At 51.8% G+C, this 22,674-nt stretch carries 24 protein-coding genes and 1 other annotated feature; of the genes, 23 read left to right on the forward strand and 1 reads right to left on the reverse strand.

Translation table 11 applies throughout. The features are described from left to right. The first annotated feature begins 278 nt into the window (after positions 1 to 278). The 3 genes from radA (at position 279) to pssA (ending at position 3,565) form a co-directional block, all read left to right on the forward strand. Positions 279 to 1,646, forward strand: a complete 1,368-nt coding sequence (radA, locus tag HFP08_RS25905) for a DNA repair protein RadA (RefSeq protein ID WP_168123540.1) — start codon at positions 279 to 281, stop codon at positions 1,644 to 1,646. A 38-nt stretch (positions 1,647 to 1,684) separates the two neighbouring features. Next, a complete protein-coding gene (gene disA, locus HFP08_RS25910; protein WP_481856623.1) occupies positions 1,685 to 2,734 on the forward strand; it encodes a DNA integrity scanning diadenylate cyclase DisA in 1,050 nt (349 codons plus the stop codon). 87 nt (positions 2,735 to 2,821) lie between these two features. Beyond that, complete coding sequence (pssA, locus tag HFP08_RS25915; protein ID WP_168123542.1) at positions 2,822 to 3,565, forward strand: CDP-diacylglycerol--serine O-phosphatidyltransferase; 744 nt, start codon at positions 2,822 to 2,824, stop codon at positions 3,563 to 3,565. A gap of 152 nt (positions 3,566 to 3,717) precedes the next feature. Here the strand turns inward: pssA and HFP08_RS25920 are convergent, their stop codons facing one another. Beyond that, complete coding sequence (locus HFP08_RS25920) at positions 3,718 to 4,113, reverse strand: nucleoside triphosphate pyrophosphohydrolase family protein (protein WP_168123602.1); 396 nt, start codon at positions 4,111 to 4,113, stop codon at positions 3,718 to 3,720. 178 nt (positions 4,114 to 4,291) lie between these two features. Here HFP08_RS25920 and HFP08_RS25925 point away from each other — a divergent pair, with 178 nt between their 5' ends. The 20 genes from HFP08_RS25925 to rpoB all read left to right on the forward strand — a co-directional run bounded on the left by HFP08_RS25925 (position 4,292) and on the right by rpoB (position 22,596). Beyond that, a complete protein-coding gene (locus HFP08_RS25925; protein ID WP_168123543.1) occupies positions 4,292 to 5,389 on the forward strand; it encodes a PIN/TRAM domain-containing protein in 1,098 nt (365 codons plus the stop codon). 63 nt (positions 5,390 to 5,452) lie between these two features. Further along, positions 5,453 to 6,160 (forward strand): 2-C-methyl-D-erythritol 4-phosphate cytidylyltransferase, encoded by a 708-nt coding sequence (gene ispD, locus HFP08_RS25930; RefSeq protein ID WP_168123544.1) that lies wholly within the window; start codon positions 5,453 to 5,455, stop codon positions 6,158 to 6,160. Beyond that, complete coding sequence (gene ispF, locus HFP08_RS25935) at positions 6,157 to 6,648, forward strand: 2-C-methyl-D-erythritol 2,4-cyclodiphosphate synthase (RefSeq protein ID WP_168123545.1); 492 nt, start codon at positions 6,157 to 6,159, stop codon at positions 6,646 to 6,648. Before ispD ends, ispF begins: the two co-directional genes overlap by 4 nt. After that, the gene (gene gltX / locus HFP08_RS25940; RefSeq protein WP_168123546.1) at positions 6,645 to 8,105 is read left to right on the forward strand and encodes a glutamate--tRNA ligase; all 1,461 of its coding nucleotides are present in this window, start codon (positions 6,645 to 6,647) and stop codon (positions 8,103 to 8,105) included. Before ispF ends, gltX begins: the two co-directional genes overlap by 4 nt. A 531-nt stretch (positions 8,106 to 8,636) precedes the next feature. Further along, on the forward strand, positions 8,637 to 8,783 hold the full coding sequence (locus tag HFP08_RS25945) for a hypothetical protein (RefSeq protein ID WP_168123547.1): 147 nt from the start codon (positions 8,637 to 8,639) through the stop codon (positions 8,781 to 8,783). Positions 8,784 to 9,459: 676 nt separating this feature from the next. Beyond that, complete coding sequence (cysE, locus tag HFP08_RS25950; protein WP_168123548.1) at positions 9,460 to 10,119, forward strand: serine O-acetyltransferase; 660 nt, start codon at positions 9,460 to 9,462, stop codon at positions 10,117 to 10,119. After that, the gene (gene cysS, locus HFP08_RS25955; protein ID WP_168123549.1) at positions 10,116 to 11,537 is read left to right on the forward strand and encodes a cysteine--tRNA ligase; all 1,422 of its coding nucleotides are present in this window, start codon (positions 10,116 to 10,118) and stop codon (positions 11,535 to 11,537) included. The genes cysE and cysS overlap by 4 nt, the downstream gene beginning before the upstream one ends. Further along, positions 11,534 to 12,004: a Mini-ribonuclease 3 gene (locus HFP08_RS25960; RefSeq protein ID WP_168123550.1), complete on the forward strand. Its 471-nt coding sequence runs from the start codon at positions 11,534 to 11,536 to the stop codon at positions 12,002 to 12,004. The genes cysS and HFP08_RS25960 overlap by 4 nt, the downstream gene beginning before the upstream one ends. A 4-nt stretch (positions 12,005 to 12,008) precedes the next feature. Beyond that, positions 12,009 to 12,764: a 23S rRNA (guanosine(2251)-2'-O)-methyltransferase RlmB gene (gene rlmB / locus HFP08_RS25965; RefSeq protein WP_168123551.1), complete on the forward strand. Its 756-nt coding sequence runs from the start codon at positions 12,009 to 12,011 to the stop codon at positions 12,762 to 12,764. 2 nt (positions 12,765 to 12,766) lie between these two features. Beyond that, the gene (locus HFP08_RS25970) at positions 12,767 to 13,291 is read left to right on the forward strand and encodes an NYN domain-containing protein (RefSeq protein WP_168123552.1); all 525 of its coding nucleotides are present in this window, start codon (positions 12,767 to 12,769) and stop codon (positions 13,289 to 13,291) included. Between the two features lie 236 nt (positions 13,292 to 13,527). Beyond that, positions 13,528 to 14,181, forward strand: a complete 654-nt coding sequence (gene sigH, locus HFP08_RS25975; RefSeq protein ID WP_168123553.1) for an RNA polymerase sporulation sigma factor SigH — start codon at positions 13,528 to 13,530, stop codon at positions 14,179 to 14,181. Positions 14,182 to 14,483: 302 nt separating this feature from the next. Beyond that, positions 14,484 to 14,633, forward strand: a complete 150-nt coding sequence (gene rpmG, locus HFP08_RS25980) for a 50S ribosomal protein L33 (RefSeq protein WP_082967189.1) — start codon at positions 14,484 to 14,486, stop codon at positions 14,631 to 14,633. A gap of 18 nt (positions 14,634 to 14,651) precedes the next feature. After that, positions 14,652 to 14,861, forward strand: a complete 210-nt coding sequence (gene secE, locus HFP08_RS25985) for a preprotein translocase subunit SecE (protein ID WP_168123554.1) — start codon at positions 14,652 to 14,654, stop codon at positions 14,859 to 14,861. Between the two features lie 24 nt (positions 14,862 to 14,885). Then, entirely contained in the window at positions 14,886 to 15,419 is a 534-nt protein-coding gene (gene nusG / locus HFP08_RS25990) for a transcription termination/antitermination protein NusG (protein ID WP_168123555.1), read from the forward strand. A gap of 65 nt (positions 15,420 to 15,484) precedes the next feature. Further along, positions 15,485 to 15,910, forward strand: a complete 426-nt coding sequence (gene rplK / locus HFP08_RS25995) for a 50S ribosomal protein L11 (protein WP_168123556.1) — start codon at positions 15,485 to 15,487, stop codon at positions 15,908 to 15,910. Positions 15,911 to 16,031: 121 nt separating this feature from the next. Next, entirely contained in the window at positions 16,032 to 16,724 is a 693-nt protein-coding gene (rplA, locus tag HFP08_RS26000) for a 50S ribosomal protein L1 (protein ID WP_168123557.1), read from the forward strand. 20 nt (positions 16,725 to 16,744) lie between these two features. Further along, positions 16,745 to 16,904, forward strand: a sequence feature (ribosomal protein L10 leader region). 51 nt (positions 16,905 to 16,955) lie between these two features. After that, positions 16,956 to 17,459, forward strand: a complete 504-nt coding sequence (gene rplJ / locus HFP08_RS26005; protein ID WP_168123558.1) for a 50S ribosomal protein L10 — start codon at positions 16,956 to 16,958, stop codon at positions 17,457 to 17,459. Between the two features lie 84 nt (positions 17,460 to 17,543). Then, the gene (gene rplL, locus HFP08_RS26010) at positions 17,544 to 17,906 is read left to right on the forward strand and encodes a 50S ribosomal protein L7/L12 (protein WP_168123559.1); all 363 of its coding nucleotides are present in this window, start codon (positions 17,544 to 17,546) and stop codon (positions 17,904 to 17,906) included. Between the two features lie 163 nt (positions 17,907 to 18,069). Continuing rightward, positions 18,070 to 18,669, forward strand: a complete 600-nt coding sequence (locus tag HFP08_RS26015; protein WP_168123560.1) for a class I SAM-dependent methyltransferase — start codon at positions 18,070 to 18,072, stop codon at positions 18,667 to 18,669. A 381-nt stretch (positions 18,670 to 19,050) separates the two neighbouring features. Further along, on the forward strand, positions 19,051 to 22,596 hold the full coding sequence (rpoB, locus tag HFP08_RS26020) for a DNA-directed RNA polymerase subunit beta (RefSeq protein ID WP_168123561.1): 3,546 nt from the start codon (positions 19,051 to 19,053) through the stop codon (positions 22,594 to 22,596). Positions 22,597 to 22,674 lie beyond the last annotated feature (78 nt).

Here is a 22,674-nt window from a genome sequence, read left to right on the forward strand (position 1 = left end):
TTTTTTGAAACATCAGATTTTCGGGAGGTGGGGCTTTTTTTTGCTCGTAACCACCATACCATCCATTATGCAGCATTTATTTTCGTATTAAACCTACCTCTAAACGCGGTCGCTCATCTTCGAAAGGCCTCGATAGAGGTTTTCTCATATTTCAATTGCGCAGATCATGACAATGTGGGAGCAGAGTCACGAATTTGGATATTCCCGGCCATATTTCTTCCTCCATTCCCTATATAGTGGTAAACTCTAAGAGATGAGAATTGTGAGAAGGAGTACCTATGGCCAAAATCAAATTAAAGTTCGTCTGTACCGAATGCGGCGCGGAATCGCCGAAATGGATGGGCAAATGCCCCGTGTGTCAGGAATGGAACACGATGGTCGAGGAGAAAGAGACGGTCATCAAGACCAAAGGCGTCGGATTATCCTCGATCCATACGAAAGAAAAGCCGCAATCGATCATACATATAGAAAGTGGGCAGGAGCCTAGAATTGAAACGCGCATGGCCGAGCTGAACCGCGTGCTCGGCGGCGGCGTTGTGCCGGGCTCGCTCATTCTGGTCGGAGGAGATCCCGGCATCGGCAAATCGACGCTGCTGCTTCAAACCTCGCATGCCCTTGCCAGCAAAGGACTCAAGGTACTGTACATCTCCGGCGAGGAATCCGTCAGACAGACAAAGCTTCGTGCCGATCGTCTTGGCGCCTTGTCTGAAACCTTGTATGTATTATGCGAGACCAATATGGAGCAAATTAATGATGCGATCGAATCGGTGGAGCCCGACTTTCTGGTCATCGATTCGATTCAGACGGTGTTCGATCCGAGGGTGGAATCGGCGCCGGGAAGCGTATCGCAAGTCAGGGAATGCACGGCGCATTTCATGCGCGTGGCGAAAATCAAGGGTGTAGCGACCGTATTGGTCGGCCATGTGACGAAGGAAGGCGCGATCGCCGGTCCGAGATTGCTCGAGCATATGGTCGATTGCGTGCTCTACTTTGAAGGGGAGCGGCATCACACCTATCGTCTGCTGAGGGCGGTGAAAAACCGCTTCGGTTCGACCAATGAAATCGGAATATTCGAAATGAACGAAGACGGCTTGCGCGAGGTATCGAATCCCTCCGAACTGTTCTTGTCCGAGAGACCGCTCGGTGTGGCGGGATCGACCGTAGTGGCGAGCATGGAAGGCACGCGCCCCGTGCTTGTCGAAATACAAGCGCTTGTGGCTACGACGAATTTCCCGTCTCCGCGCAGAATGTCGACGGGCATCGATCATCATCGGATGGCGCTGATCATTGCCGTGCTGGAGAAACGAAACGGCATGTTCTTGCAGACGCAGGACGCTTATGTCAATGTGGCCGGCGGTGTGAAGCTCGACGAGCCCGCGGTAGATTTGGCGGCCGCGGTCAGCCTGGCTTCGAGCTTCAGGGATGCTCCGACGAAGCCTTATGATGTTATTTTCGGAGAAGTGGGCTTGACGGGCGAAGTGAGAGCGGTATCGCGTGCGGAGCAGCGCGTGAAGGAAGCGGAGAAGCTGGGCTTCAAGAGGGTCATCATGCCGGAGAAGAGCATGAAGGGCTGGAAGGCGCCGGCAGGAATTGAATTGATCGGTGTGAATTCAGTGGCGGAAGCACTGAAAGCAGCGTTTGGATAGGGGGCATACGAGTGAAGGAACCAACACAACAGGAAGTGATGAATCAGCTCTTGCAATTAGTTGCGCCAGGCACCCCGTTTCGCGAGGGACTGGAGAATGTGCTTAGAGCCAAGACGGGAGCGTTAATCGTAGTCGGCTATAGTCCAGAGGTGATGGAGGTCGTGGACGGCGGCTTCTCCATTAATTGCGATTTCTCGCCGAACTACTTATACGAGCTGGCGAAGATGGACGGCGCGATCATTATGAGCGAGGATATGCGCCGCATTCTATATGCGAATACGCAGTTGATTCCGAACAGCACGATTCCTTCCATTGAAACGGGAATCCGACATCGGACGGCTGAACGCGTGGCGAAGCAGACGGGCAAGCTTGTGGTCTCGATCTCGCAGCGGCGGAATATTATAACGTTGTACCAAGGCAATTTGCGCTATTCACTCAAGGACATGGGCGTTATTCTGACGAAGGCGAATCAGGCGATTCAGACACTGGAGAAATACAAAGCGGTGCTCACGCAGTCGTTCACGAATTTATCCGCGTCCGAATTCGAGGAGCTTGTGACGCTGCAAGAGGTTGGCTATGTGATTCAACGAGTCGAGATGGTGCTCAGAGTCAAGATGGAAATTAATCGCTACATTAATGAGCTGGGAACGGAAGGGCGCCTCGTCAGCATGCAGATGGATGAGCTTGTGGGGGGCGTGGAAGAGGACGCCTGGTACCTGCTCAAGGATTATGCGAAGGATAATTCGGATGAGAAGATTAAGGAAATCAGAAAAAATCTGAAGAAGCTAAGCTCCGACGAGTTGCTTGACGCAACGCCGATCGTACGGTTAATCGGCTATTCGCACACGAATAACATGACGGAGGAATCGGTGTCGCCGCACGGCTTCCGGCTTCTGAACAAGATTCCAAGGCTTCCGCTTGTCATTATGAATAATTTGGTAGATCGGTTTGGCACGCTGCCGCACATACTAATGGCGACAATCGAGGAATTGGACGAGGTGGACGGCATCGGCGAGGTGCGGGCAAGGGCAATCAAGGATGGTCTGAAGCGCATTCAAGCGCAAATGTTCATTGACAGACAAATTTAAATCCCATACAATTGATTGAATGTGTTCCGACTTTTTTCCCAGCTTTGGCTGACTGTTATGGGGCATAGTAGAGAAGAGGTGGAATAGATGATTGCAAAATCGATACCGAGCCTTCTCACGGTTGGTAATTTATTTTTGGGAGTCCTATCGATCATTCTCGTGTTCAATGAGAAGCCGGAGCTTGCCGCTATGATGGTGCTCATCGCCATGCTGCTCGACGGCGTGGACGGCAGAGTCGCCCGGGCGCTCAACGCGCAGAGCGAGTTCGGCAAAGAACTTGATTCCTTGTCCGATGTCATCTCCTTCGGAGCCGCTCCCGCTTTCATTATGTACGTCGTTGCCTTCCAGGACTTGAGTCCTGCGCTGGCTTATATTATTACAGCTTTGTTCCCGATATGCGGAGCGCTGAGACTGGCGCGCTTCAATGTGGTGACCAGCTCGGTCGGCTATTTCATCGGCTTGCCTATACCGGCAGCGGGTGGAGTTCTCGCGACGATGGCGTTGTTCAAGGAAGATATTCCGGTATCGGTCTTGCTTGCAAGCACATTGGTGCTGTCGATATTAATGGTGAGTACGATTCGTTATCCCAACTTTAAGAAAGTGGGTATACCGAAAAGCGCCATTTGGGTCGTTCCGATCATAGTCGTTGTGTCGGTTATTCTGGGACTTCTGTTCGAATCGCAATTATCGAAGATTCTGTTCGTTCCGTTATTGCTGTACGCGCTGTATGGGCTAAAAAAAAACGTTGACCGCCGCTTGCCGAAATCGCGCAAGAGACGCGCTTTGGCGGAAGATGCGGAAGAGACTGTTAACTCGGAGAAGCCGGCTTAAGCCGGCTTCTTTTCTGCATCCTATACGCAATGACGCGAGATAGAATTGAAAAAGAACGTTCCTGCAGCTGTCGCCGGCTGCGGGAGCGTTCTTTTGCATACTGGAAAGCGCATGATATTCGGTTTAATCGTGAAGCTGAAAGCTGCCTCCGCTTAGGTCAGATTGAATAATCCAAGCGTCGAGCATTTGTCATATTCATCCTTAATAACTTCGTCTAATTCGATGTGAAGATGGTTGCACAAGGCTGTCATATAAAATAAGTTGCGCCCCAGCTCGGTCTTCAACGCTTCATTACAATTCTCGCATAATGAGCCGGTCAGATGGCTTTGCAGGGTTTCCTTCGCGTTCTCCAGATCAAGCTCGGCGGAATATTGTTGCTTTCGGGCATTAAGCTCGATGCAGCCGCAGTCGGTAATGGCTTTCGTGACGGCCCGATTCACGGATGCGCCGGCTTGACCCAGCTTGGACAAGACGTCAAGCAGGCTGCGATGTCTGAGCAGAAGCTCGGATACTTGCTGTTGAAATTGTTCCAAAGAAGGAGCATTCATGGATTCCAACTTATTCACCCACCTTTGATTAAGTTTAGTCTTCTTCATTATAAACCTCTGTTCCAATGAATGCCACATCATGGAGAGAGATGCCAAAATGAATTCTTTCAAATTTAAGCTCGTCCCCACGGTTAGAGCCCGAAAAATTGGAACATAATTGTAATGGAGGTGACTAATCATGGTTAGAAAATTAATTCAATTGATGGGTTTGTTGTTCGGAGGAATGGCAGGCAGCGAATTATACAGCGAAATGAACGGAACGGCGGCATGGGCGAGCCAGACATCGAATCTGCTGCAGCAATCCGGCACTTATTACATGAATGTTGCGTTTGGAGCTGTATTGGGCTTAATAGCTGCGTCTCTGCTGTCCGCTCCGGTAATGAAGTTCATGCAGCGCGGCGTGGATAAGACGGTGGAGATGCCGCTTCGGCAATTATTCATAGGAGCGGGAGGACTCATGGCAGGCTTGCTGCTAGCGGCGCTCTTGTATCCGGCGGTAGCGAATCTGGGAGGGCTGGGCGGCTTGCTGCCGGCAGCGATGGCGTTCGTGCTGGGTTATATCGGCATGTGTATCGGACTTGCGAAGCAGGACGAAATAGCGGATGGCTTCGCTGCATGGATGGAGAAGCAGCGCGTTGTGCCGATCGTTGAAGAAGCGGGCGGCTACGAGGAGCATAAAATTTTGGATACGAGCGTCATTATCGATGGCCGAATCGCCGATATTTGCAAGACGGGTTTTATTGAAGGCACGCTTGTTATTCCGGAATTCGTGCTCGAGGAGCTGCAGCATATCGCGGATTCATCGGATCTGCTGAAACGCAACCGCGGACGCAGAGGACTCGATATTCTCAACAAGATACAGAAAGAGCTGGATGTCAAAGTGCTGATCTATGAAGGCGACTATGAGGAAATCAGCGAGGTGGACAGCAAGCTGGTGAAGCTGGCGAAGGCGCTGCATGGCAAGGTGGTTACGAATGATTTCAATCTGAACAAGGTGTGCGAGCTGCAGGGCGTGTCGGTGCTCAATATTAATGATTTGGCCAATGCGGTTAAGCCGGTTGTATTGCCCGGCGAAGAGATCGTCGTGCAAGTGATCAAGGACGGCAAGGAGCATGGACAAGGCGTGGCTTATCTCGATGACGGCACGATGATTGTCGTGGAGGGAGGCCGGGAGTATATTGGCACAACGATGGAGGTGCTGGTCACCTCTGTGCTGCAGACGTCTGCGGGCAGAATGATATTCGCCAAGCCCAAGCTGTTGGAAAAAGCGCTCTAACAAGGTATGATAGGGAGAAAGCCTTCACGAATAGGTGAAAGCGCGCTTAAGGCAGGTAAGGGCATGGAAGAGAAGTGGGGCGTCGTCATCGTCGCGGCAGGACGCGGCACCCGGATGGGGACGAAGGAAAGCAAGCAATATTTGCAATTGGCGGACAAGCCTATACTGGTCCATACGCTTTCGTTATTCCAGCGTATGGACTTTGTTGCGGAAATTTCCCTTGTTGTGGGAAAGCAGGATCTGGATCGGTGCAATGGCTGGGTGCGGGAATTTGGACTCGATAAGGTGGCAGCCGTGCTTGCAGGCGGCGGAGAACGGCAGCATTCTGTCATGTGCGGGCTCCAGGCGCTTTCCGCGGATTGGGTTATGGTGCATGACGGAGTAAGGCCGCTTGTGACCGAGGCGTCGATCCAGGCATGCTGTAACGCCGCTGTTCGGAATGGGGCGGCTGTGCTTGCCGTTCCTGTGAAGGATACGATCAAGCAGGTCGATGAAACGGGCAGGATTGTGTCTACGCCGGATCGCAGCACGCTGTGGGCGATCCAGACGCCGCAGGCCTTCCGCAGAAGCACGCTGCTGGAGGCGCATGAGAAGGCGCGGCAGGATGGTTTTCTTGGAACGGATGACGCTTCGCTTGTGGAGCGGCTCGACGTTGCCGTGCATGTGGCGGAAGGCGATTATGCGAATATCAAAATTACGACGCCGGAGGATTTGCCGATGGCGGAGCTGCTGCTGGAGAGAAGGCGGCTGGAAGGGGGAGGAACGCTATGATTCGGGTTGGACAAGGCTTTGATGTGCATCAGCTTGTAGAGGGACGACCTTGCATCATCGGAGGCGTACATATTCCTTACGAGAAAGGCCTGCTTGGTCATTCGGACGCGGATGTGCTGCTGCATGCCATAAGCGATGCCATTCTAGGCGCTCTGGGACTAGGTGATATCGGCAAGCATTTTCCCGATACGGATCCCGCTTACAAGGATGCCGACAGCGTCGTGCTGCTGCGGCGAATTTGGGAGCTTGTTCGAGAGAAGGGCTTTGAGCTTGGCAATATGGATGCTACCATTATTGCGCAGAAGCCGAAGATGCTTCCTTATATCGGAGATATGGTGGTGGTTATCGCGCGGGAGCTTGGCGCGCATGTTTCGCAGGTAAACGTGAAAGCGACGACGACCGAGCAACTGGGCTTCACCGGCAGAGGTGAGGGCATTGCCGCGCAGGCGGTTGTTTGTTTAGTACGAGAAGGGGGATTCGGAGCATGACGACAGAGGTTCGTGTACGCTACGCGCCGTCGCCGACGGGGCACTTGCATATCGGGAACGCCAGAACGGCCTTATTCAATTATTTGTTCGCACGGAGTCAGGGAGGCAAATTTATCGTTCGCATCGAAGACACGGACGTGAAGCGCAATGTGGAGGGCGGCGAAGAGAGTCAGCTGACCTACCTGAAATGGCTCGGCATGAGCTGGGACGAGAGCGTGGATATCGGAGGCGGCTACGGTCCGTATCGTCAGACCGAGCGGCTCGATATTTATCAGGGGTATTGGCAGGAGCTTCTTGACAAGGGACTCGCTTATCGTTGCTACTGCACGGAGGAGGAGCTTGCGGCGGAGCGGGAGGAGCAGACGGCAAGAGGCGAGACGCCTCGTTATTCCGGCAAACACAGCAATCTGACTCCAGAGGAAGAACAGGCCTTCGAGGCGGAAGGGCGCATTGCGAGCATTCGGTTCCGGGTGCCGCAGAACAAGACTTACGCGTTCGACGACATGGTGAAAGGCTCGATTGCCTTCGATACGTCGGAGATGGGCGATTTCGTCATCGTGAAGAAGGACGGAATTCCGACCTATAACTTCGCGGTCGCTCTCGACGATCATCTTATGCGCATCAGCCATGTGCTGCGCGGCGAGGATCATGTATCGAATACGCCGCGGCAGCTCATGATCTACGAAGCATTCGGTTGGGAACCGCCGGTGTTCGCCCATATGACGCTGATCGTGAACGAACAGAAGAAGAAGCTTAGCAAGCGCGACGAGTCGATCGTTCAATTCATAGAACAATATGACAAGCTGGGCTACTTGCCGGAAACGCTGTTCAACTTCATCGCGCTGCTCGGCTGGTCGCCGGAGGGCGAGCAGGAGCTCTATTCGCGAGAGGAGCTCGTGGAGGTATTCGACGCCAAGCGGCTGAGCAAGAGCCCGGCCGTGTTCGATACGCAGAAGCTGAGCTGGATGAACGGCGAATACATCAAGCAAGCGGAGCTTCCGCGCATCGTGGATCTCTGCTTGCCGCATCTGCAGAGCGCGGGATTGCTGCCCGGGGAGCTCGATGAGGCGGGCCGCGAATGGGCGGCGGTCTTGGTAGGCTTGCTGCAGGAAAAGCTGCGTTGCGCCGCCGATATCGTGCCGCTGGCGGAGATGTTCTTCAGCGACAAGGTTGTCGACGAAGAAGAAGCTCTCGAAGTGCTTGCGGGTGAGGGGGTGTCTGGTGTGCTGAGCGCCTTCCTGCGCATGATCGAAGAAGACGGGGAGTCGTTTGACGCTGACGGCGTCAAGGCGATGATCAAAGCCGTGCAGAAGGAAACCGGCTGCAAGGGCAAAGCTCTGTTCATGCCGATTCGCGCGGCGGTTACCGGTCAGACGCATGGTCCGGATTTGAATCAGTCCATCGCGCTGCTTGGGCGGGAGAAGGTCGCCGCGCGACTGCGCGAGCGGCTGGCTTAGGGAAAAAGGCTAAAGGCTCCGGGAAATCTTTAACTGCGGACAGAGGCTGATTCACTGCCCGATTGCCTGTATAAGACAGGGTTACTGAATACAATTGTCATGATGTGATGGTCTGGTCTGGACTGGAAATGCTCCAGTTTAATCGGCAAAAGGCAACGATGATTGTGAATAGGCTGGAATTTCTCCTGGTTATTCCTTATATTACTTAGGATGATGCCAAATGATGGCGAAATGTTATTCGCCCCGCATTTAACGGATGTAGCAGCCGCTGCACCTAGTATAGGGGCGTGTGGCGACACCCGTTCCACCCTACCGCGCGCTGGGAGCTGCGCGAGGTGCAAGAGCAGGATTTCGCTTGCACTTTTTATGCAAACGGGTATACTATGACTATTATGAATGATGAATCGGCCTTGAACAGGAGAAGTACGTTAAGTTGCGAATGACCAGAGAGGGCAACCGGCTTCTGTGCTGCGGTATGCGAGCGAGCTCGCACGGGCGGCAGGAAGATCGGCTGAAAGTTGCCTCATCCGCATGAACGGAAGCATGCACCTGGGAGCTTTGTTCCGAGCTGCCGCTGTCGCGGCCGCCGCTTCGCAAACAGATTTCCGCGAAGAGACGGCTGCGATGGCATGCAGGGTAGGCGGCAACGTAACGTCTGCGTTAAAGACGATGAGATGAACACAGGGTCGCCGCTTAGCTGGCTTCAACGTGTTCAAGCAGAGTGGGACCGCGAATTGACACGCCTCTGCAGCATTCGATGCTGCAGAGGTTTTTTGCTCTACAAGCGTATAAGTTCCGGGGACATGGGAAATGACAAATAAAATCTTAATGTGCGTACAAGGCTGCTTTGCACTGCAAAGCTTTAGGTGGCCGACTCTAAAAGGCCAAAAGTATGGAGTTGGGGAGTAAATACCTGCAACTGTAACGGACTTTTTCGACCCTTAGAAGCTCTTTTTAGCTAGCCTGGATTTTTAACGGACCTTTTCGCCTCTTAGCGGGTTAATCCTGTTGTTTTTTCGCTTGTTTGGTTGGCTAAGAGGATAAAAAGTCCGTTAGAGCAAGCGAGTGTTGAAAAACGGCGTCTAAGAGGACAAAAAGTCCGTTAGAACAGGTCGCTGCTTTCAAAGGACGCCATCAGTCGTTTTTCTCGAAATATAGGAAAGATATGCCAGGTGGTAAAACGGCTAGGGAGCGGTATTGCGGCACTGAAAATCAGCGTTGCAGCACCCGGAACGGGCCAGAGGGGCGTTATAGCACTGAAAACCAGCTTTGCAGCAGCACCAAGTATGGGCCAGAGAGTATGTTTAGATAGAAAGAGAAGATGTGCTTAGCACCATGGAGGGAGGGCGTGCTTATGTTCAGCCAATTTCGTTCGGATGTGAAGACGGTATTCGAGAATGATCCGGCTGCGCGAAGCCGGTTCGAGGTTATATTCACCTATTCCGGCGTTCACGCCATCTGGGCGCATCGCGTCGCGCATGCGCTGTATAAGAGAAAATGGTTCACGCTGGCGCGTGTTATCTCGCAATTCAGCCGATTTATGACGGGAATCGAGATTCATCCCGGCGCCGTCATCGGATGCAGAATGTTCATTGATCACGGCATGGGCGTGGTCATCGGGGAAACCTGCGAGATCGGGGATGATGTGGTAATCTATCAAGGCGTCACGCTCGGGGGAACAGGCAAGGAGAAGGGGAAGCGTCATCCGACGATTGGCAGCAATGTGGTCATCGGATCCGGCGCGAAAGTATTAGGCTCGTTCAAGGTGGGCGATAATTCCAATATCGGATCGAATGCCGTCGTCTTGCGAGAGGTGCCGGAGAATTCGACAGTGGTAGGCAATCCCGGCAGAGTCGTGAAGCGCAACGGCGAGCGGGTGAATGATCGGCTCGATCATGCGAAGCTGCCTGATCCCGTGGTAGAGATGTTCCGCGATATGCAGCAAGAACTTGAGAAGCTGCGGCTCGAGGTCGCCGATTTGAAAAGCGTGAAGGATGGAGGACAATGGAGATGACAATCGAAATTTACAATTCGCTGACGAGAGCGAAGCAGAAATTCGTGCCTCAAACGCCGGGCGAGGTCAAAATGTATGTTTGCGGCCCGACGGTGTACGACTATATTCATATCGGCAACGCAAGACCGATTATTTTCTTCGATGTGGTGCGGCGTTATTTGGAGATGGAAGGGAATGCTGTAGACTATGTCGTGAATTTCACGGATGTGGACGACAAGCTGATTCGCAAGGCGGAGGAGCTCGGCTCAACCGTGCCGCAGGTAGCGGAGAAGTATATCGAGGCGTTCTACTCCGATATCGATGCGCTCGGGGTACGCAAGGCAACGCTGAATCCGCGGGTCACGGACAATATGGACGAAATTATCGCTTTCATCGGCGAGCTCGTGGAGAAGGGCTATGCCTATCCGAGCGAAGGGGATGTCTACTTCCGCACCTCGCGGTTCGAGGAATACGGCAAGCTGTCCCATCAATCGATCAGCGAGCTTCAGTTCGGCATTCGCATCGAGGTGGACGGACGCAAGGAGAGCCAGGAGGATTTCGTGCTCTGGAAGGGAGCGAAGCCCGGAGAGATCAAGTGGGACAGCCCTTGGGGAGAGGGGCGGCCGGGCTGGCATATCGAATGCTCCGCGATGGCTCGCAAGTATTTGGGAGATACGCTGGATATCCATGGCGGAGGGCATGATCTGCAATTCCCGCATCATGAATGCGAGGTGGCGCAGTCGGAGTCGCTGACGGGCAAACCGTTTGCGAATTATTGGATGCATAACGGCTATATACACATTAACAATGAGAAAATGTCGAAATCGCTCGGCAACGGCATCTCGGTGCATGAGCTTGTGAAGCGGGTGAAATCGCAGGCGATCCGTTATTTCATGCTGGCGACGCATTATCGCAGTCCGCTCAACTTCAGCGACGATACGATCGCGCAAGCGGAGAACAGCGTGGAGCGCATCGCGAATTGTTATTCGAATGTGTTGCATAGATTGGCGGCGGATATGGCTGGATCGGAAGCTGCGTCAGGAGCGAAAGCCGACGAGGCGCTGCAAGAGAGACTGGCGGCGATCGAAGCGCAGTTTCATGCCAAGATGCGGGATGATTTCAATACGCCTGACGCGATAACGGCGATGTTCGAGCTCGTGGCGGAAGCCAATCAATATATGAGTCGGAAGGATGCCGAAGCAGCTGGCTTAAGAGCGCTTGCGGCATGTATGGAGAAGCTGGACGGAATTCTCGGCTTGCTGCCCGTTAAGGCAGAGGACGGGGCTCTTGATGCGGAGATAGAGCAATTGATCGCGGAGCGGACGGAAGCGCGCAAGACGAAAAATTGGGCGCGCGCGGATGAAATTCGCGATTTGCTGAACGAGATGGAAATCGTCGTTGAAGATACGCCGCAGGGCATTCGTTGGCGGCGCAAATGAGCGGCGGACGTGAGGAAGCGCAGTTGAACGCTCTTTCCATTCACAGGCCGGCGAAGCAGACGAATTTCATCAATCCCGTCGTGCTGGCCTATATGGGGGATGCGGTGTTCGAGCTGCTCGTGCGGCAATATCTGATTGCGATGCCGAATCATAAGTCGCATCATCTGCATAAGGAGGCGACGAAGATTGTGTCGGCGAAGGCGCAGCGGCAGCTGCTTGAGCGCTGGCAGCCGCTGCTGACGGAGGAAGAGGCGGATATCGTGCGCAGGGGCAGGAACGCCAAGTCGGGCAATCCGCCGAAAAATGCCGATCCGGCGGATTATCGCCACGCGACTGCGCTGGAATGTTTGGTGGGACACTTGTATTTTGAGAATAAGCTGGAGCGGTTGGGCGAATTATTCACGTCGTCGTTTCCAAGCGTGGAAGAAGCGGAGACGCATCAAGAAAGCAGGAATAAGGAGGGCTGAGGAGATGTCGGAGGTTATACATGAAGATGAGCTGATCGCGGGCAAGCATCCGGTGCTCGAAGCGTTGCGCTCCGGTCGGGGCATGAATAAGATATGGATTGCGGACAGCGCACAGAAAAGCTTGACGCAGCCGATTACGGCGGAAGCGAAGCGGCTGGGCATCGTGGTGCAATTCGTGGACAAACGCAAGCTTGACAGCATGGCTGGAGGCGTGGCGCATCAAGGCGTCATCGCGCAGGCATCGGCCTATGACTATGTCGAGGTGGAGGATATTCTGGCTATTGCGCGGGAGAGAGGCGAAACGCCGTTCCTTCTCATTCTGGACGAAATCGAGGATCCGCATAACCTGGGCTCCATTCTGCGGACGGCGGAGTGTACGGGCGTGCACGGCGTGATTATTCCGAAGCGGCGTTCCGCGGGCTTGACGGCGACGGTGCTGAAGACATCGGCGGGCGCAGCCGAGCATGTGGCGGTCGCGCGAGTGACAAATATCGCTCAGACGATGGACAAGCTGAAGGAATCCGGCATTTGGGTCGCCGGCACGGATCTGGGGGCGACGCAAGATGTGTACAAGATGAAATTCGACATGCCGCTGGCGGTGGTCATCGGTAATGAAAGCAAGGGCATGGGCAGACTGATCAAGGAGAAATGCGATTTTCTCGTGAAGCTCCCGATGCTCGGCAAGCTGAATTCGCTCAACGCCTCCGTGGCGGCCGGCGTTCTGATGTATGAGGTAATCAGGCAGCGCCGGAGTGACTAGTCGTGAATCGGCGCGAGGATGTCTTATTGGTTGACGGCTACAATATTATCGGCGCGTGGCCCGTGCTCGAGAAGCTGAAGGAACAGAGCCTGGAGGATGCGCGCGACAAGCTGCTTGATATGTTGGCGGATTATCAGGGCTATACCGGCACGCAGGTGTATGTTATTTTCGACGCGCATCAGGTGACGGGTCTAGGTGCGGCATACAAGCAGCACAAGCTCCATATTGTCTATACGAAAGAGAAGGAAACGGCGGATGAATGCATCGAACGTCTGTGCGCGGAGCTTTATGCGAGAAGGCGTCATATCTATGTCGCTACCTCGGATTTGGTTGAGCAGCACGTGGCGTTTGGACAAGGGGCTCTTCGTTTGTCCGCCAGAGAACTGCTTATCGATATTTCTCAGAATCGCAAACAGATCGAGCAATCGATCGGGCAGGAGAAGAAGGGCGGCCGCAATACGCTGGACGAGCAGGTCAGTCTGGATGTGAGAACGAAGCTTGAACGACTTCGAAGGGGCGACGAATAAAGCTTTTCGCCCATTTCGACTTGCCCCTCGGGGTGATGGCACAAAGTTACATTTTTTCTAGTAAATCGATAGTATTCGCATGCCTGATCGGTTGACGGTGCAAGGTTACATAATGTATACTGACTCTATGTTTAGGACGAGACAGCCGTTTTTTTCCTATTGGCATGTTTTGAAAAATCTCTATCATGATTATGAATCTAGCGCGGTGTACGCCTTGCAGGCCGGAGGGATAGTGTGTGGGTATCGACCTCAAAGAATGGAGTACGCTCGAATATGAATGCAGCACAGACGAGGACATTGTAGAGGCTGTACGCAACGGAGACAGCATAGCGCTGGAATATTTGATTAACAAATATAAGAACTTCGTGAGAGCGAAGGCGCGCTCCTACTTTCTGATCGGCGCTGACCGAGAGGATATCGTACAGGAAGGAATGATCGGGCTTTACAAGGCGATTCGGGATTTCAAGGGAGACAAGCTGGCAAGCTTCAAAGCTTTCGCCGAATTGTGCATTACCCGCCAGATCATTACCGCGATCAAGACAGCTACTCGTCAGAAGCATATTCCCCTTAATTCTTATGTTTCGCTAGACAAGCCTATCTATGACGAAGATTCCGACCGCACGCTGCTCGATGTCATTTGCGGCACTCGCGTTTCCGATCCGGAAGAATTGATTATTAATCAAGAAGAGTTCGTCGGACTTGAAGATAAGATGTCCGAGATTCTAAGCGATCTTGAACGCAAGGTTCTGATGCTCTATCTGGACGGCAGATCCTATCAGGAGATTTCGGTCGATCTCGATAGACATGTGAAATCGATTGACAATGCATTGCAGCGCGTGAAACGCAAGCTTGAGAAGTATTTGGAAATCAGGGATTTTGGCAATTTATAGAGGGACTCTTTCCCCGAAGGCGCAACGGACTGTCTTAGCTGTCTGACTCTTTCAGACCCTTAAGACAGTCCGTTGGTTTGAAGAAAGTCATCTTCGACTATACTAGTATGAACCAATGAGCGATTCCAGTATTTCGCATGTCGTAGAAGCATGAATTTCATTGACACGGGATATGCCTTGTGATAAAGTGTTTGGGTAGGCCTAATTCGAGGTTTTTTTTCGTATTGGGGACGGAATCAATGAAATTCATGATATAGAGTTTTATGATTCGTATTTTTGAGCAGTTCGGGAGGTGTAATTCAATGCGGGTTATTATCACGTTGGCATGCACAAACTGCAAGCAAAGAAACTATGCGACAACAAAAAACAAGCGCAACCACCCCGACCGCATCGAGTTGAAGAAGTTTTGCAAGTTCTGTAACGAGCAGACTCCTCATCGCGAGACGCGATAGTCCAATGGAGGTGTAACCGTGGCTTTTTTGTCAAGACTGAAGCAAGGCTTTGGGAATACGTTTAGTTTTTTTGGCGACAGCTGGGCGGAGCTTAAGAAGGTTCGCTGGCCAAGTCGTAAAGAGTTGACGAGTTATTCCGCCGTAGTTTTAATCACGGTAATCGTTGTGACGATTTACTTTTGGCTTCTTGACATCGGAATCTCGGAATTGGTTCAGCTCATTGTATAAGAAGGGACCAAAGGTGGATTTATGATGGAAAAAAGATGGTATGTCGTGCATACTTACTCCGGCTATGAGAACAAGGTGAAAGCCAATCTCGAGCGCCGTGTCGAATCGATGGGCATGGAAGACAAGATCTTCCGCGTGCTGGTTCCGATGGAAGACGAGGTCGTAGAGAAGGACGGGAAGAAGAAAACCGTTCAACGCAAGGTCTACCCTGGTTATGTTCTGGTGGAAATGGTTCAAACGGATGATTCGTGGTATGTTGTTCGGAATACGCCCGGCGTAACGGGATTCGTAGGATCGACTGGATCGGGCTCGAAGCCGACTCCGCTGTTGCCCGATGAGGTTGAGCAAATTCTCAAGCACATGGGCATGGAAGAGCCGAAGCCGAAGATCGAGTTCGAGCTGAAGGAGACTGTTCGCGTCAAGGAAGGTCCTTTTGCCGATTTTGTTGGATCGGTTGAAGAGATTTTGCTTGAGAAAGCGAAGTTGAAGGTTCATGTTAACATGTTTGGCAGGGAAACCCCGGTTGAATTGGATTATACTCAAGTAGAGAAAATCTAAATTCGCGGTTTCTCAAAGCAGACCTAATCAATAGGTCTGTATATCAGGGCAAGGAGGTGTGAGTCATGGCAAAAAAGGTCATCAAGATGGTCAAGCTGCAAGTTCCTGCAGGCAAAGCGAATCCGGCGCCTCCAATTGGTCCGGCACTAGGTCAAGCTGGCGTTAACATTATGGCATTCTGTAAAGAATTCAACGCTCGTACCGCGGATCAAGCAGGTTTGATTATTCCAGTCGTGATCACTGTGTTCGAAGATCGTTCCTTTACGTTCGAGACGAAGACGCCGCCGGCGGCAGTATTGCTACGGGTAGCGGCTGGTATCGCGAAAGGTTCGGGCGAGCCGAACAAGAAGAAGGTTGCAACGGTTAAACGCGACAAGGTTCGCGAAATCGCTGAAACGAAAATGCCGGATCTGAACGCGGCCGATATCGAAGCGGCAATGCGTATGGTTGAAGGTACAGCCCGCAGCATGGGCGTAACAATCGTTGACTAATTCCGAATAGGTCCGCTTGGACATATCGAATGTTAGTCGCGTCTTGCGAAGCTGGTCTTCGCAAGTGGGAGGAGCGCCCCAAGAGGAGTTCCGTTATAAACCACATAAGGAGGAAATGACAATGGCTAAACACGGCAAGAAATATCTGGAAGCAGCTAAGCTGATTGACAGCGAAGCGACTTATGAAGCTGCGGAAGCGATTGAGCTTGTGAAGAAGGCGGCAACTGCCAAATTCGACGAGTCGATCGAAGTAGCAGTTCGTTTGGGCGTAGACCCTCGTAAGCAAGATCAAGCGGTTCGCGGTGTGGTTGTACTTCCGCACGGTACTGGCAAAACAAAACGCGTTCTCGTTTTCGCAAAGGGCGAAAAAGTGAAAGAAGCGGAAGCTGCTGGAGCTGACTTCGTCGGCGATGCAGACATGATCAACAAAATCCAACAAGGCTGGTTCGAATTCGATGTTTGCGTAGCAACACCGGACATGATGGCTGAAGTTGGTAAGCTCGGTCGTATCCTGGGCGGTAAAGGCCTGATGCCTAACCCGAAAGCAGGTACCGTAACGTTCGACGTTGCGAAAGCCGTTCAAGAAATCAAAGCCGGTAAGATTGAATACCGTCTTGACAAAGCAGGTCAAATCCATGCGCCAATCGGCAAAGCTTCGTTCGACGCTGAGAAGCTGAACGAAAACCTGAAAGCATTGCTTGATGCTTTGGTTCGCGCCAAGCCGTCAACCGCAAAAGGCATTTACCTGAGAAACATTGCCGTCTCTTCGACTATGGGCCCTGGCGCTCGAGTCAACGCAGCGAACTATCGCTAAGTTAACCGGAGAACGACATTAAATTTCGAATACGCATACCGTAGACAGTAGGTGCCGCAAGGCTTAATTTCCTACCGAGGTGTTATGATAAAACGTTAAAGTACAGCAGGCTTGCTTGCTTCGCTTAATAACGACGTCATGGCCTTCGCATCGTCTGCGAGGGCCTTTCTCATGCACCACAGGCGAGAAGGCCTTGTAACGGAATGTATACTATTACAGGAGGTGTACAGTTTGGCTAACGCAAAGATCATCCAAGAGAAACAAGAAGCGGTTAACGTTATCGCGTCGAAGCTTGCTCAAAGCTCCAGCACGGTAGTTGCTGACTATCGCGGATTGAATGTTGCGCAAGTAACTGAACTGCGGAAGCAGCTTCGCGAAGCGGGCGTTGAATTCCAGGTTTTGAAAAACTCGCTCGTTCGCCGCGCTACGGAAGGCACTGAGCTATCCGCTCTTAATGATATTCTGACAGGACCTACAGCAGTTGCATTCAGCGGAGAAGACGCTGTTGCTCCAGCCAAGATTCTGAATGATTTCGCTAAGAAGAACGAAGCCTTGAAACTGAAAGGCGGCGTGGTTGAAGGCAAGGTTATCGATGCCGCTCAGATCAAGGCGCTTGCAGAGCTTCCTTCCCGCGAAGGCTTGCTCTCCATGTTGCTCAGCGTGTTGCAAGCTCCGGTTCGCAACTTCGCGCTTGCAGTTAAAGCAGTTGCCGACAAGGAAGAAGCTTCGGCTTAACTTGAAGGTTTATCGAAAGTATGTCGCTCATAGGGCGGCGTGTTAAAAGAATAAAACAAAAACTATAATTTCGGAGGTATATCCATGTCTAACGAAGCGATTTTAGAAGCAATTAAAGGTATGACTGTTCTTGAACTGAACGATCTTGTTAAAGCTATTGAAGAAGAATTCGGCGTAACGGCTGCAGCTCCAGTTGCAGTTGCTGCTGGCGGCGGCGCTGCTGAAGCTGCGGCTCAGTCCGAGTTTGACGTAATCCTGACAAGCGCTGGCGGATCCAAAATCAACGTAATCAAAGTTGTTCGCGAGATCACTGGCCTTGGCTTGAAAGAAGCAAAAGATCTGGTTGACAGCGCTCCTAAAGCAATCAAAGAAAAAGTTGCTCAAGAAGAAGCTGACGCTGTTAAAGCTAAACTTGAAGAAGCTGGCGCTTCCGTAGAAGTGAAGTAATAGCTCTCTCTTCATAAAACAGTCTGCGCTTGCGCGAGCAGGGGCAGACTGAAGAACCCCTTGAAACCTTCAAGTTTCAAGGGGTTCGTTGTATGTTAACCGCTCTTGTTGACGTTGACGGCAACGGCAGCGTAACGACTTTGCGTAGGAAAGAGGTGGCTGGATGTCGAACCATCATTACTACTCCAAGACGCCTGAAGCAAAGCATGATCGACAAGTTGTTGAGATAACGCTAAGAGGCTACCCCTTGAAATTCACGACTGATGCTGGCGTGTTCTCGAAATCGGGTGTCGATTATGGAAGCAAGGTGTTAGTAGAATGTTTGGATTTGGGGATTGCTGACGAAATTCTTGATGTCGGCTGCGGCTATGGACCTATTGGATTGACGGCCGCAAAGCTTGCTTCAGAAGGTCATGTGACCATGATTGACATTAATGAACGCGCAGTTGAATTGGCGAGAGAAAACGCAGCAATGAATAAAATCGAAAATGCAACGATCGTAGAGAGCGATTTGTTTGAATCGGTGAAGGGCAGATCCTTCGATGTCATTGTAACAAATCCGCCGATTCGCGCGGGCAAGACGGTTGTTCACCGAATTTATGAAGAAGGCGTCGGGCTGCTGAAGAACGGCGGATCGATGTGGGTGGTGATTCAGAAAAAGCAAGGAGCTCCGTCGACGCTCCAGAAGCTTGAAGCTTTATTCTCTCAAGTAATTGAAGTGACGAAGGACAAGGGATATCGAATATTTCGTGCTATAAAATAAATCAACAAAAAAGTCAATAACTTTTTCTGAATTTGACTGAAAATCAATTGACTTGACATTTTGCATGTGGTAGTATTATAAAATGTCAGCATAAAATTGCTTGAAATCTCTTTAGTTAACTAAAATGTCAAGTATGAATTTTAAGGCGCGGTATGCATACTTTTGAATCTACAGACGTATAATGTTTACATTTTGGGCAAAATTACTAGATATGGAACCTATCGCCCGCGCTGCGACTGGTAAGCTGCCGGAACATGCTCTTTTTTCGAACTATTCGATAAGGGCTTTTCTTTATTTTTCTTATGTGGCGACTGATGCTGCCTAAGCGGAAGATGCAGTAAATATCGATGCTGTGAGACAGACATGAGGGGTGAGGTTAAGTTGGCAGGACAACTTGTTCAATATGGCCGGCGTGCGCGCAGAAGCTACGCCAGGATCGACGAGGTGCTGGAGGTCCCTAACCTGATTGAAATCCAACAAAAGTCGTACGAGAAATTTCTGGAGACGGACTTGATTGAATTGTTCCAGGACATCTCTCCGATTACGGACTTTACGGGAAATCTTTCGCTTGAATTCATTGATTATAGCTTGGGTGAGCCGAAGTATTCGGTCGATGAATCAAAAGAACGGGACGTAACGTATGCAGCCCCTTTACGCGTAAAGGTAAGGTTGTTCAATAAGGAGACTGGCGAGGTTAAGGAGCAAGAAGTATTCATGGGCGACTTCCCGCTGATGACCGAAACAGGTACGTTCATTATTAACGGCGCCGAACGGGTTATCGTCAGCCAATTGGTTCGCTCCCCAAGTGTGTACTTCAGCACTAAAATCGACAAGAACGGCAAGAAGAATTTTACGGCTACCGTTATTCCAAATCGCGGCGCATGGCTCGAGCTCGAGACCGACGCGAAGGATATCGTATATGTTCGAATCGATAGAACGCGCAAGATTCCGGTAACGGTGCTTCTGCGTTCGCTTGGCTTCGGAACCGATGCCGAAATCCTGGATCTGCTTGGCAATGACGAATATATCCGCAATACGCTGGATAAGGACAGCACGGATTCGACGGAAAAAGCGCTGATCGAGATCTACGAGCGTCTTCGTCCGGGCGAGCCGCCGACCTTGGATAATGCCAAGAGCTTGCTGGTAGCACGTTTCTTCGACCCGAAACGATATGATCTGGCCAATGTAGGCCGGTATAAAATTAACAAGAAGCTTCACATCAAGAATCGTCTGTTCAATCAACGGTTGGCAGAGAATCTGATTGATCCTTCCACGGGCGAAATTATTGCAGAGACCGGTCAGATCGTAGATCGCCGTCTTCTCGATGAAATCATGGAGAATCTGGAGAAGAATGTAGGCTTCAAGACTTATCACGTTGCGAACGGCGTTCTTGATGCTGATAGTATTCCACTTCAGACGATCAGTGTATTCGCTCCGGATGACGAAACAAAAATTTTGAAGGTTATTGCGAATGGCGTAATCGATAAAACCGTGAAGCATATTACTTCCGCGGATATCATTTCGTCCATCAACTATTTCATCAACCTGTTGCATGGCGTTGGCAGCACGGATGATATCGACCATCTGGGCAATCGTCGTCTGCGTTCTGTCGGCGAATTGCTTCAGAATCAATTCCGAATCGGATTGTCCCGCATGGAACGAGTTGTTCGCGAGAGAATGTCGATTCAAGACGCGAATGCCATCACGCCGCAGGCTCTTATTAACATACGGCCGGTCATCGCGTCGATCAAGGAGTTCTTCGGTTCATCGCAGCTATCGCAGTTTATGGATCAGACGAACCCGCTTGCAGAGCTGACGCACAAACGTCGTTTGTCCGCTCTCGGCCCCGGCGGTTTGACGCGTGAGCGCGCGGGCTTTGAAGTTCGCGACGTCCATCATTCTCACTATGGCCGCATGTGTCCAATCGAGACGCCGGAGGGACCGAACATCGGACTTATCAACTCCTTGTCCACCTTCGCTCGCATTAACGAATACGGCTTTATCGAGGCGCCGTACCGTTGGGTGGATCCGAAGACGGGAATTGTGACCGATCAAATTTCTTATCTGACCGCGGACGAAGAGGATAACTATATTATTGCGCAGGCGAATGCGGTATTAACCGAAAACAATACCTTCGCTGAAGAGAACACGATCGTGCGTTACAACAAGCAAGCCGACAACATCCTGACGATGCCGAGTGACCGAGTTGACTACATGGATGTATCGCCGAAGCAGGTTGTGTCCGTTGCGACGGCGCTCATTCCGTTCCTTGAGAACGATGACTCCAACCGCGCGCTGATGGGATCGAACATGCAACGTCAGGCTGTTCCGCTTCTTATTCCGAAAGCTCCGCTCGTCGGTACGGGGATGGAGCATAAATCGGCGAAGGATTCGGGCGTATGTATCGTCTCGAAGTATGACGGCGTTATCGAACGTTCGTCAGCAAACGAGATCTGGCTGCGCCGCGTGGAGCAAATTGACGGGAAACCGGTTAACGGCGATCTGGTGAAGATGAAGCTTCACAAGTTCATGCGTTCCAATCAGGGAACATGCATCAACCAGCGTCCGCTGTGTCGCAAAGGCGACATCGTGAAGAAAGGCGATATCCTGGCAGACGGTCCTTCCACGGAAATGGGCGAGTTGGCTCTGGGACGCAATGTTGTAGTCGCGTTCATGACTTGGGAAGGTTATAACTACGAGGATGCGATCTTACTTAGCGAGAAGCTCGTGAAAGAGGATGTATACACATCGATTCATATCGAAGAGTATGAATCGGAGGCTCGCGATACGAAGCTTGGACCGGAAGAAATTACACGCGATATTCCGAATGTGGGCGAGGATGCGCTCCGCAATCTGGATGAGCGCGGCATTATCCGCGTCGGCGCGGAAATCGGCGCTGGCGACATCCTGGTCGGGAAGGTTACGCCGAAGGGCGTAACGGAGCTGACGGCTGAGGAAAGATTGCTTCATGCCATCTTCGGCGAGAAAGCTCGCGAGGTTCGCGATACGTCGCTTCGCGTTCCGCATGGCACCGACGGCATCGTGGTCGATGTGAAGGTGTTCACCCGCGAGAATGGCGACGAATTGCCGCCGGGCGTCAACCAGCTCGTTCGCGCGTATATCGCTCAGAAGCGTAAAATCTCCGAAGGCGATAAAATGGCCGGACGTCACGGCAACAAGGGTGTCATCGCCCGGATTATGCCGGAAGAGGATATGCCGTTCATGCCGGACGGAACGCCTGTAGAGGTTGTTCTTAATCCGCTGGGCGTACCATCCCGTATGAACATCGGTCAGGCGCTCGAGGTTCACCTCGGCATGGCTTGCAAGCAGCTCGGCATTCACGCCGCCACGCCGGTATTCGACGGCGCGCGAGAGAATGATGTCTTCGATACGATGGAAGAGGCCGGCATGCAGCGTAACGGCAAGACACAGCTTTATGACGGTCGTACAGGCGAATCGTTCGAACGTGAAGTTACCGTCGGCGTCATGTACATGATTAAGCTGGCGCATATGGTCGACGACAAGATTCATGCCCGTTCCACAGGTCCTTACTCGCTCGTTACACAGCAGCCGCTCGGGGGTAAAGCCCAGTTTGGCGGACAGCGCTTCGGCGAGATGGAGGTTTGGGCGCTTGAGGCGTACGGCGCAGCTTATACCCTGCAAGAGATCCTTACCGTTAAATCCGATGATGTGGTTGGCCGTGTGAAAACGTACGAATCCATTGTCAAAGGCGAGAATGTGCCGGAACCTGGTGTTCCGGAATCGTTCAAGGTATTGATCAAAGAGCTTCAGAGCTTGGGCATGGATGTCAAAATCCTGAGCGCGAATGAAGAAGAGATCGAAATGAAGGAAATTGATGAAGATGATGACGCAACCGGCGACAAGCTGAACCTGAACCTGGAAGGCGCGGAAGCCGGCGTTGAATAAACAGCAAACTGAGCTTCAATCCGGTTCCTTGCATTGAACTGCGATTGAAGTTCAGCTTCTGAAAAGACACAGTCATAC

It is taken from the genome of Paenibacillus sp. HB172176 (assembly GCF_011947265.1).
Lineage (GTDB): Bacteria > Bacillota > Bacilli > Paenibacillales > Paenibacillaceae > Pristimantibacillus.

Bases quoted from the DNA above. Each gene is read 5' to 3' on its own strand.
- radA (WP_168123540.1), top strand. From the start codon at position 279: ATGGCCAAAATCAAATTAAAGTTCGTCTGTACCGAATGCGGCGCGGAA.
- disA (WP_481856623.1), top strand. From the start codon at position 1,685: ATGAATCAGCTCTTGCAATTAGTTGCGCCAGGCACCCCGTTTCGCGAG.
- pssA (WP_168123542.1), top strand. From the start codon at position 2,822: ATGATTGCAAAATCGATACCGAGCCTTCTCACGGTTGGTAATTTATTT.
- HFP08_RS25920 (WP_168123602.1), bottom strand. From the start codon at position 4,113: ATGAATGCTCCTTCTTTGGAACAATTTCAACAGCAAGTATCCGAGCTT.
- HFP08_RS25925 (WP_168123543.1), top strand. From the start codon at position 4,292: ATGGTTAGAAAATTAATTCAATTGATGGGTTTGTTGTTCGGAGGAATG.
- ispD (WP_168123544.1), top strand. From the start codon at position 5,453: ATGGAAGAGAAGTGGGGCGTCGTCATCGTCGCGGCAGGACGCGGCACC.
- ispF (WP_168123545.1), top strand. From the start codon at position 6,157: ATGATTCGGGTTGGACAAGGCTTTGATGTGCATCAGCTTGTAGAGGGA.
- gltX (WP_168123546.1), top strand. From the start codon at position 6,645: ATGACGACAGAGGTTCGTGTACGCTACGCGCCGTCGCCGACGGGGCAC.
- HFP08_RS25945 (WP_168123547.1), top strand. From the start codon at position 8,637: ATGAACGGAAGCATGCACCTGGGAGCTTTGTTCCGAGCTGCCGCTGTC.
- cysE (WP_168123548.1), top strand. From the start codon at position 9,460: ATGTTCAGCCAATTTCGTTCGGATGTGAAGACGGTATTCGAGAATGAT.
- cysS (WP_168123549.1), top strand. From the start codon at position 10,116: ATGACAATCGAAATTTACAATTCGCTGACGAGAGCGAAGCAGAAATTC.
- HFP08_RS25960 (WP_168123550.1), top strand. From the start codon at position 11,534: ATGAGCGGCGGACGTGAGGAAGCGCAGTTGAACGCTCTTTCCATTCAC.
- rlmB (WP_168123551.1), top strand. From the start codon at position 12,009: ATGTCGGAGGTTATACATGAAGATGAGCTGATCGCGGGCAAGCATCCG.
- rpmG (WP_082967189.1), top strand. From the start codon at position 14,484: ATGCGGGTTATTATCACGTTGGCATGCACAAACTGCAAGCAAAGAAAC.
- nusG (WP_168123555.1), top strand. From the start codon at position 14,886: ATGGAAAAAAGATGGTATGTCGTGCATACTTACTCCGGCTATGAGAAC.
- rplK (WP_168123556.1), top strand. From the start codon at position 15,485: ATGGCAAAAAAGGTCATCAAGATGGTCAAGCTGCAAGTTCCTGCAGGC.
- rplA (WP_168123557.1), top strand. From the start codon at position 16,032: ATGGCTAAACACGGCAAGAAATATCTGGAAGCAGCTAAGCTGATTGAC.
- rplL (WP_168123559.1), top strand. From the start codon at position 17,544: ATGTCTAACGAAGCGATTTTAGAAGCAATTAAAGGTATGACTGTTCTT.
- HFP08_RS26015 (WP_168123560.1), top strand. From the start codon at position 18,070: ATGTCGAACCATCATTACTACTCCAAGACGCCTGAAGCAAAGCATGAT.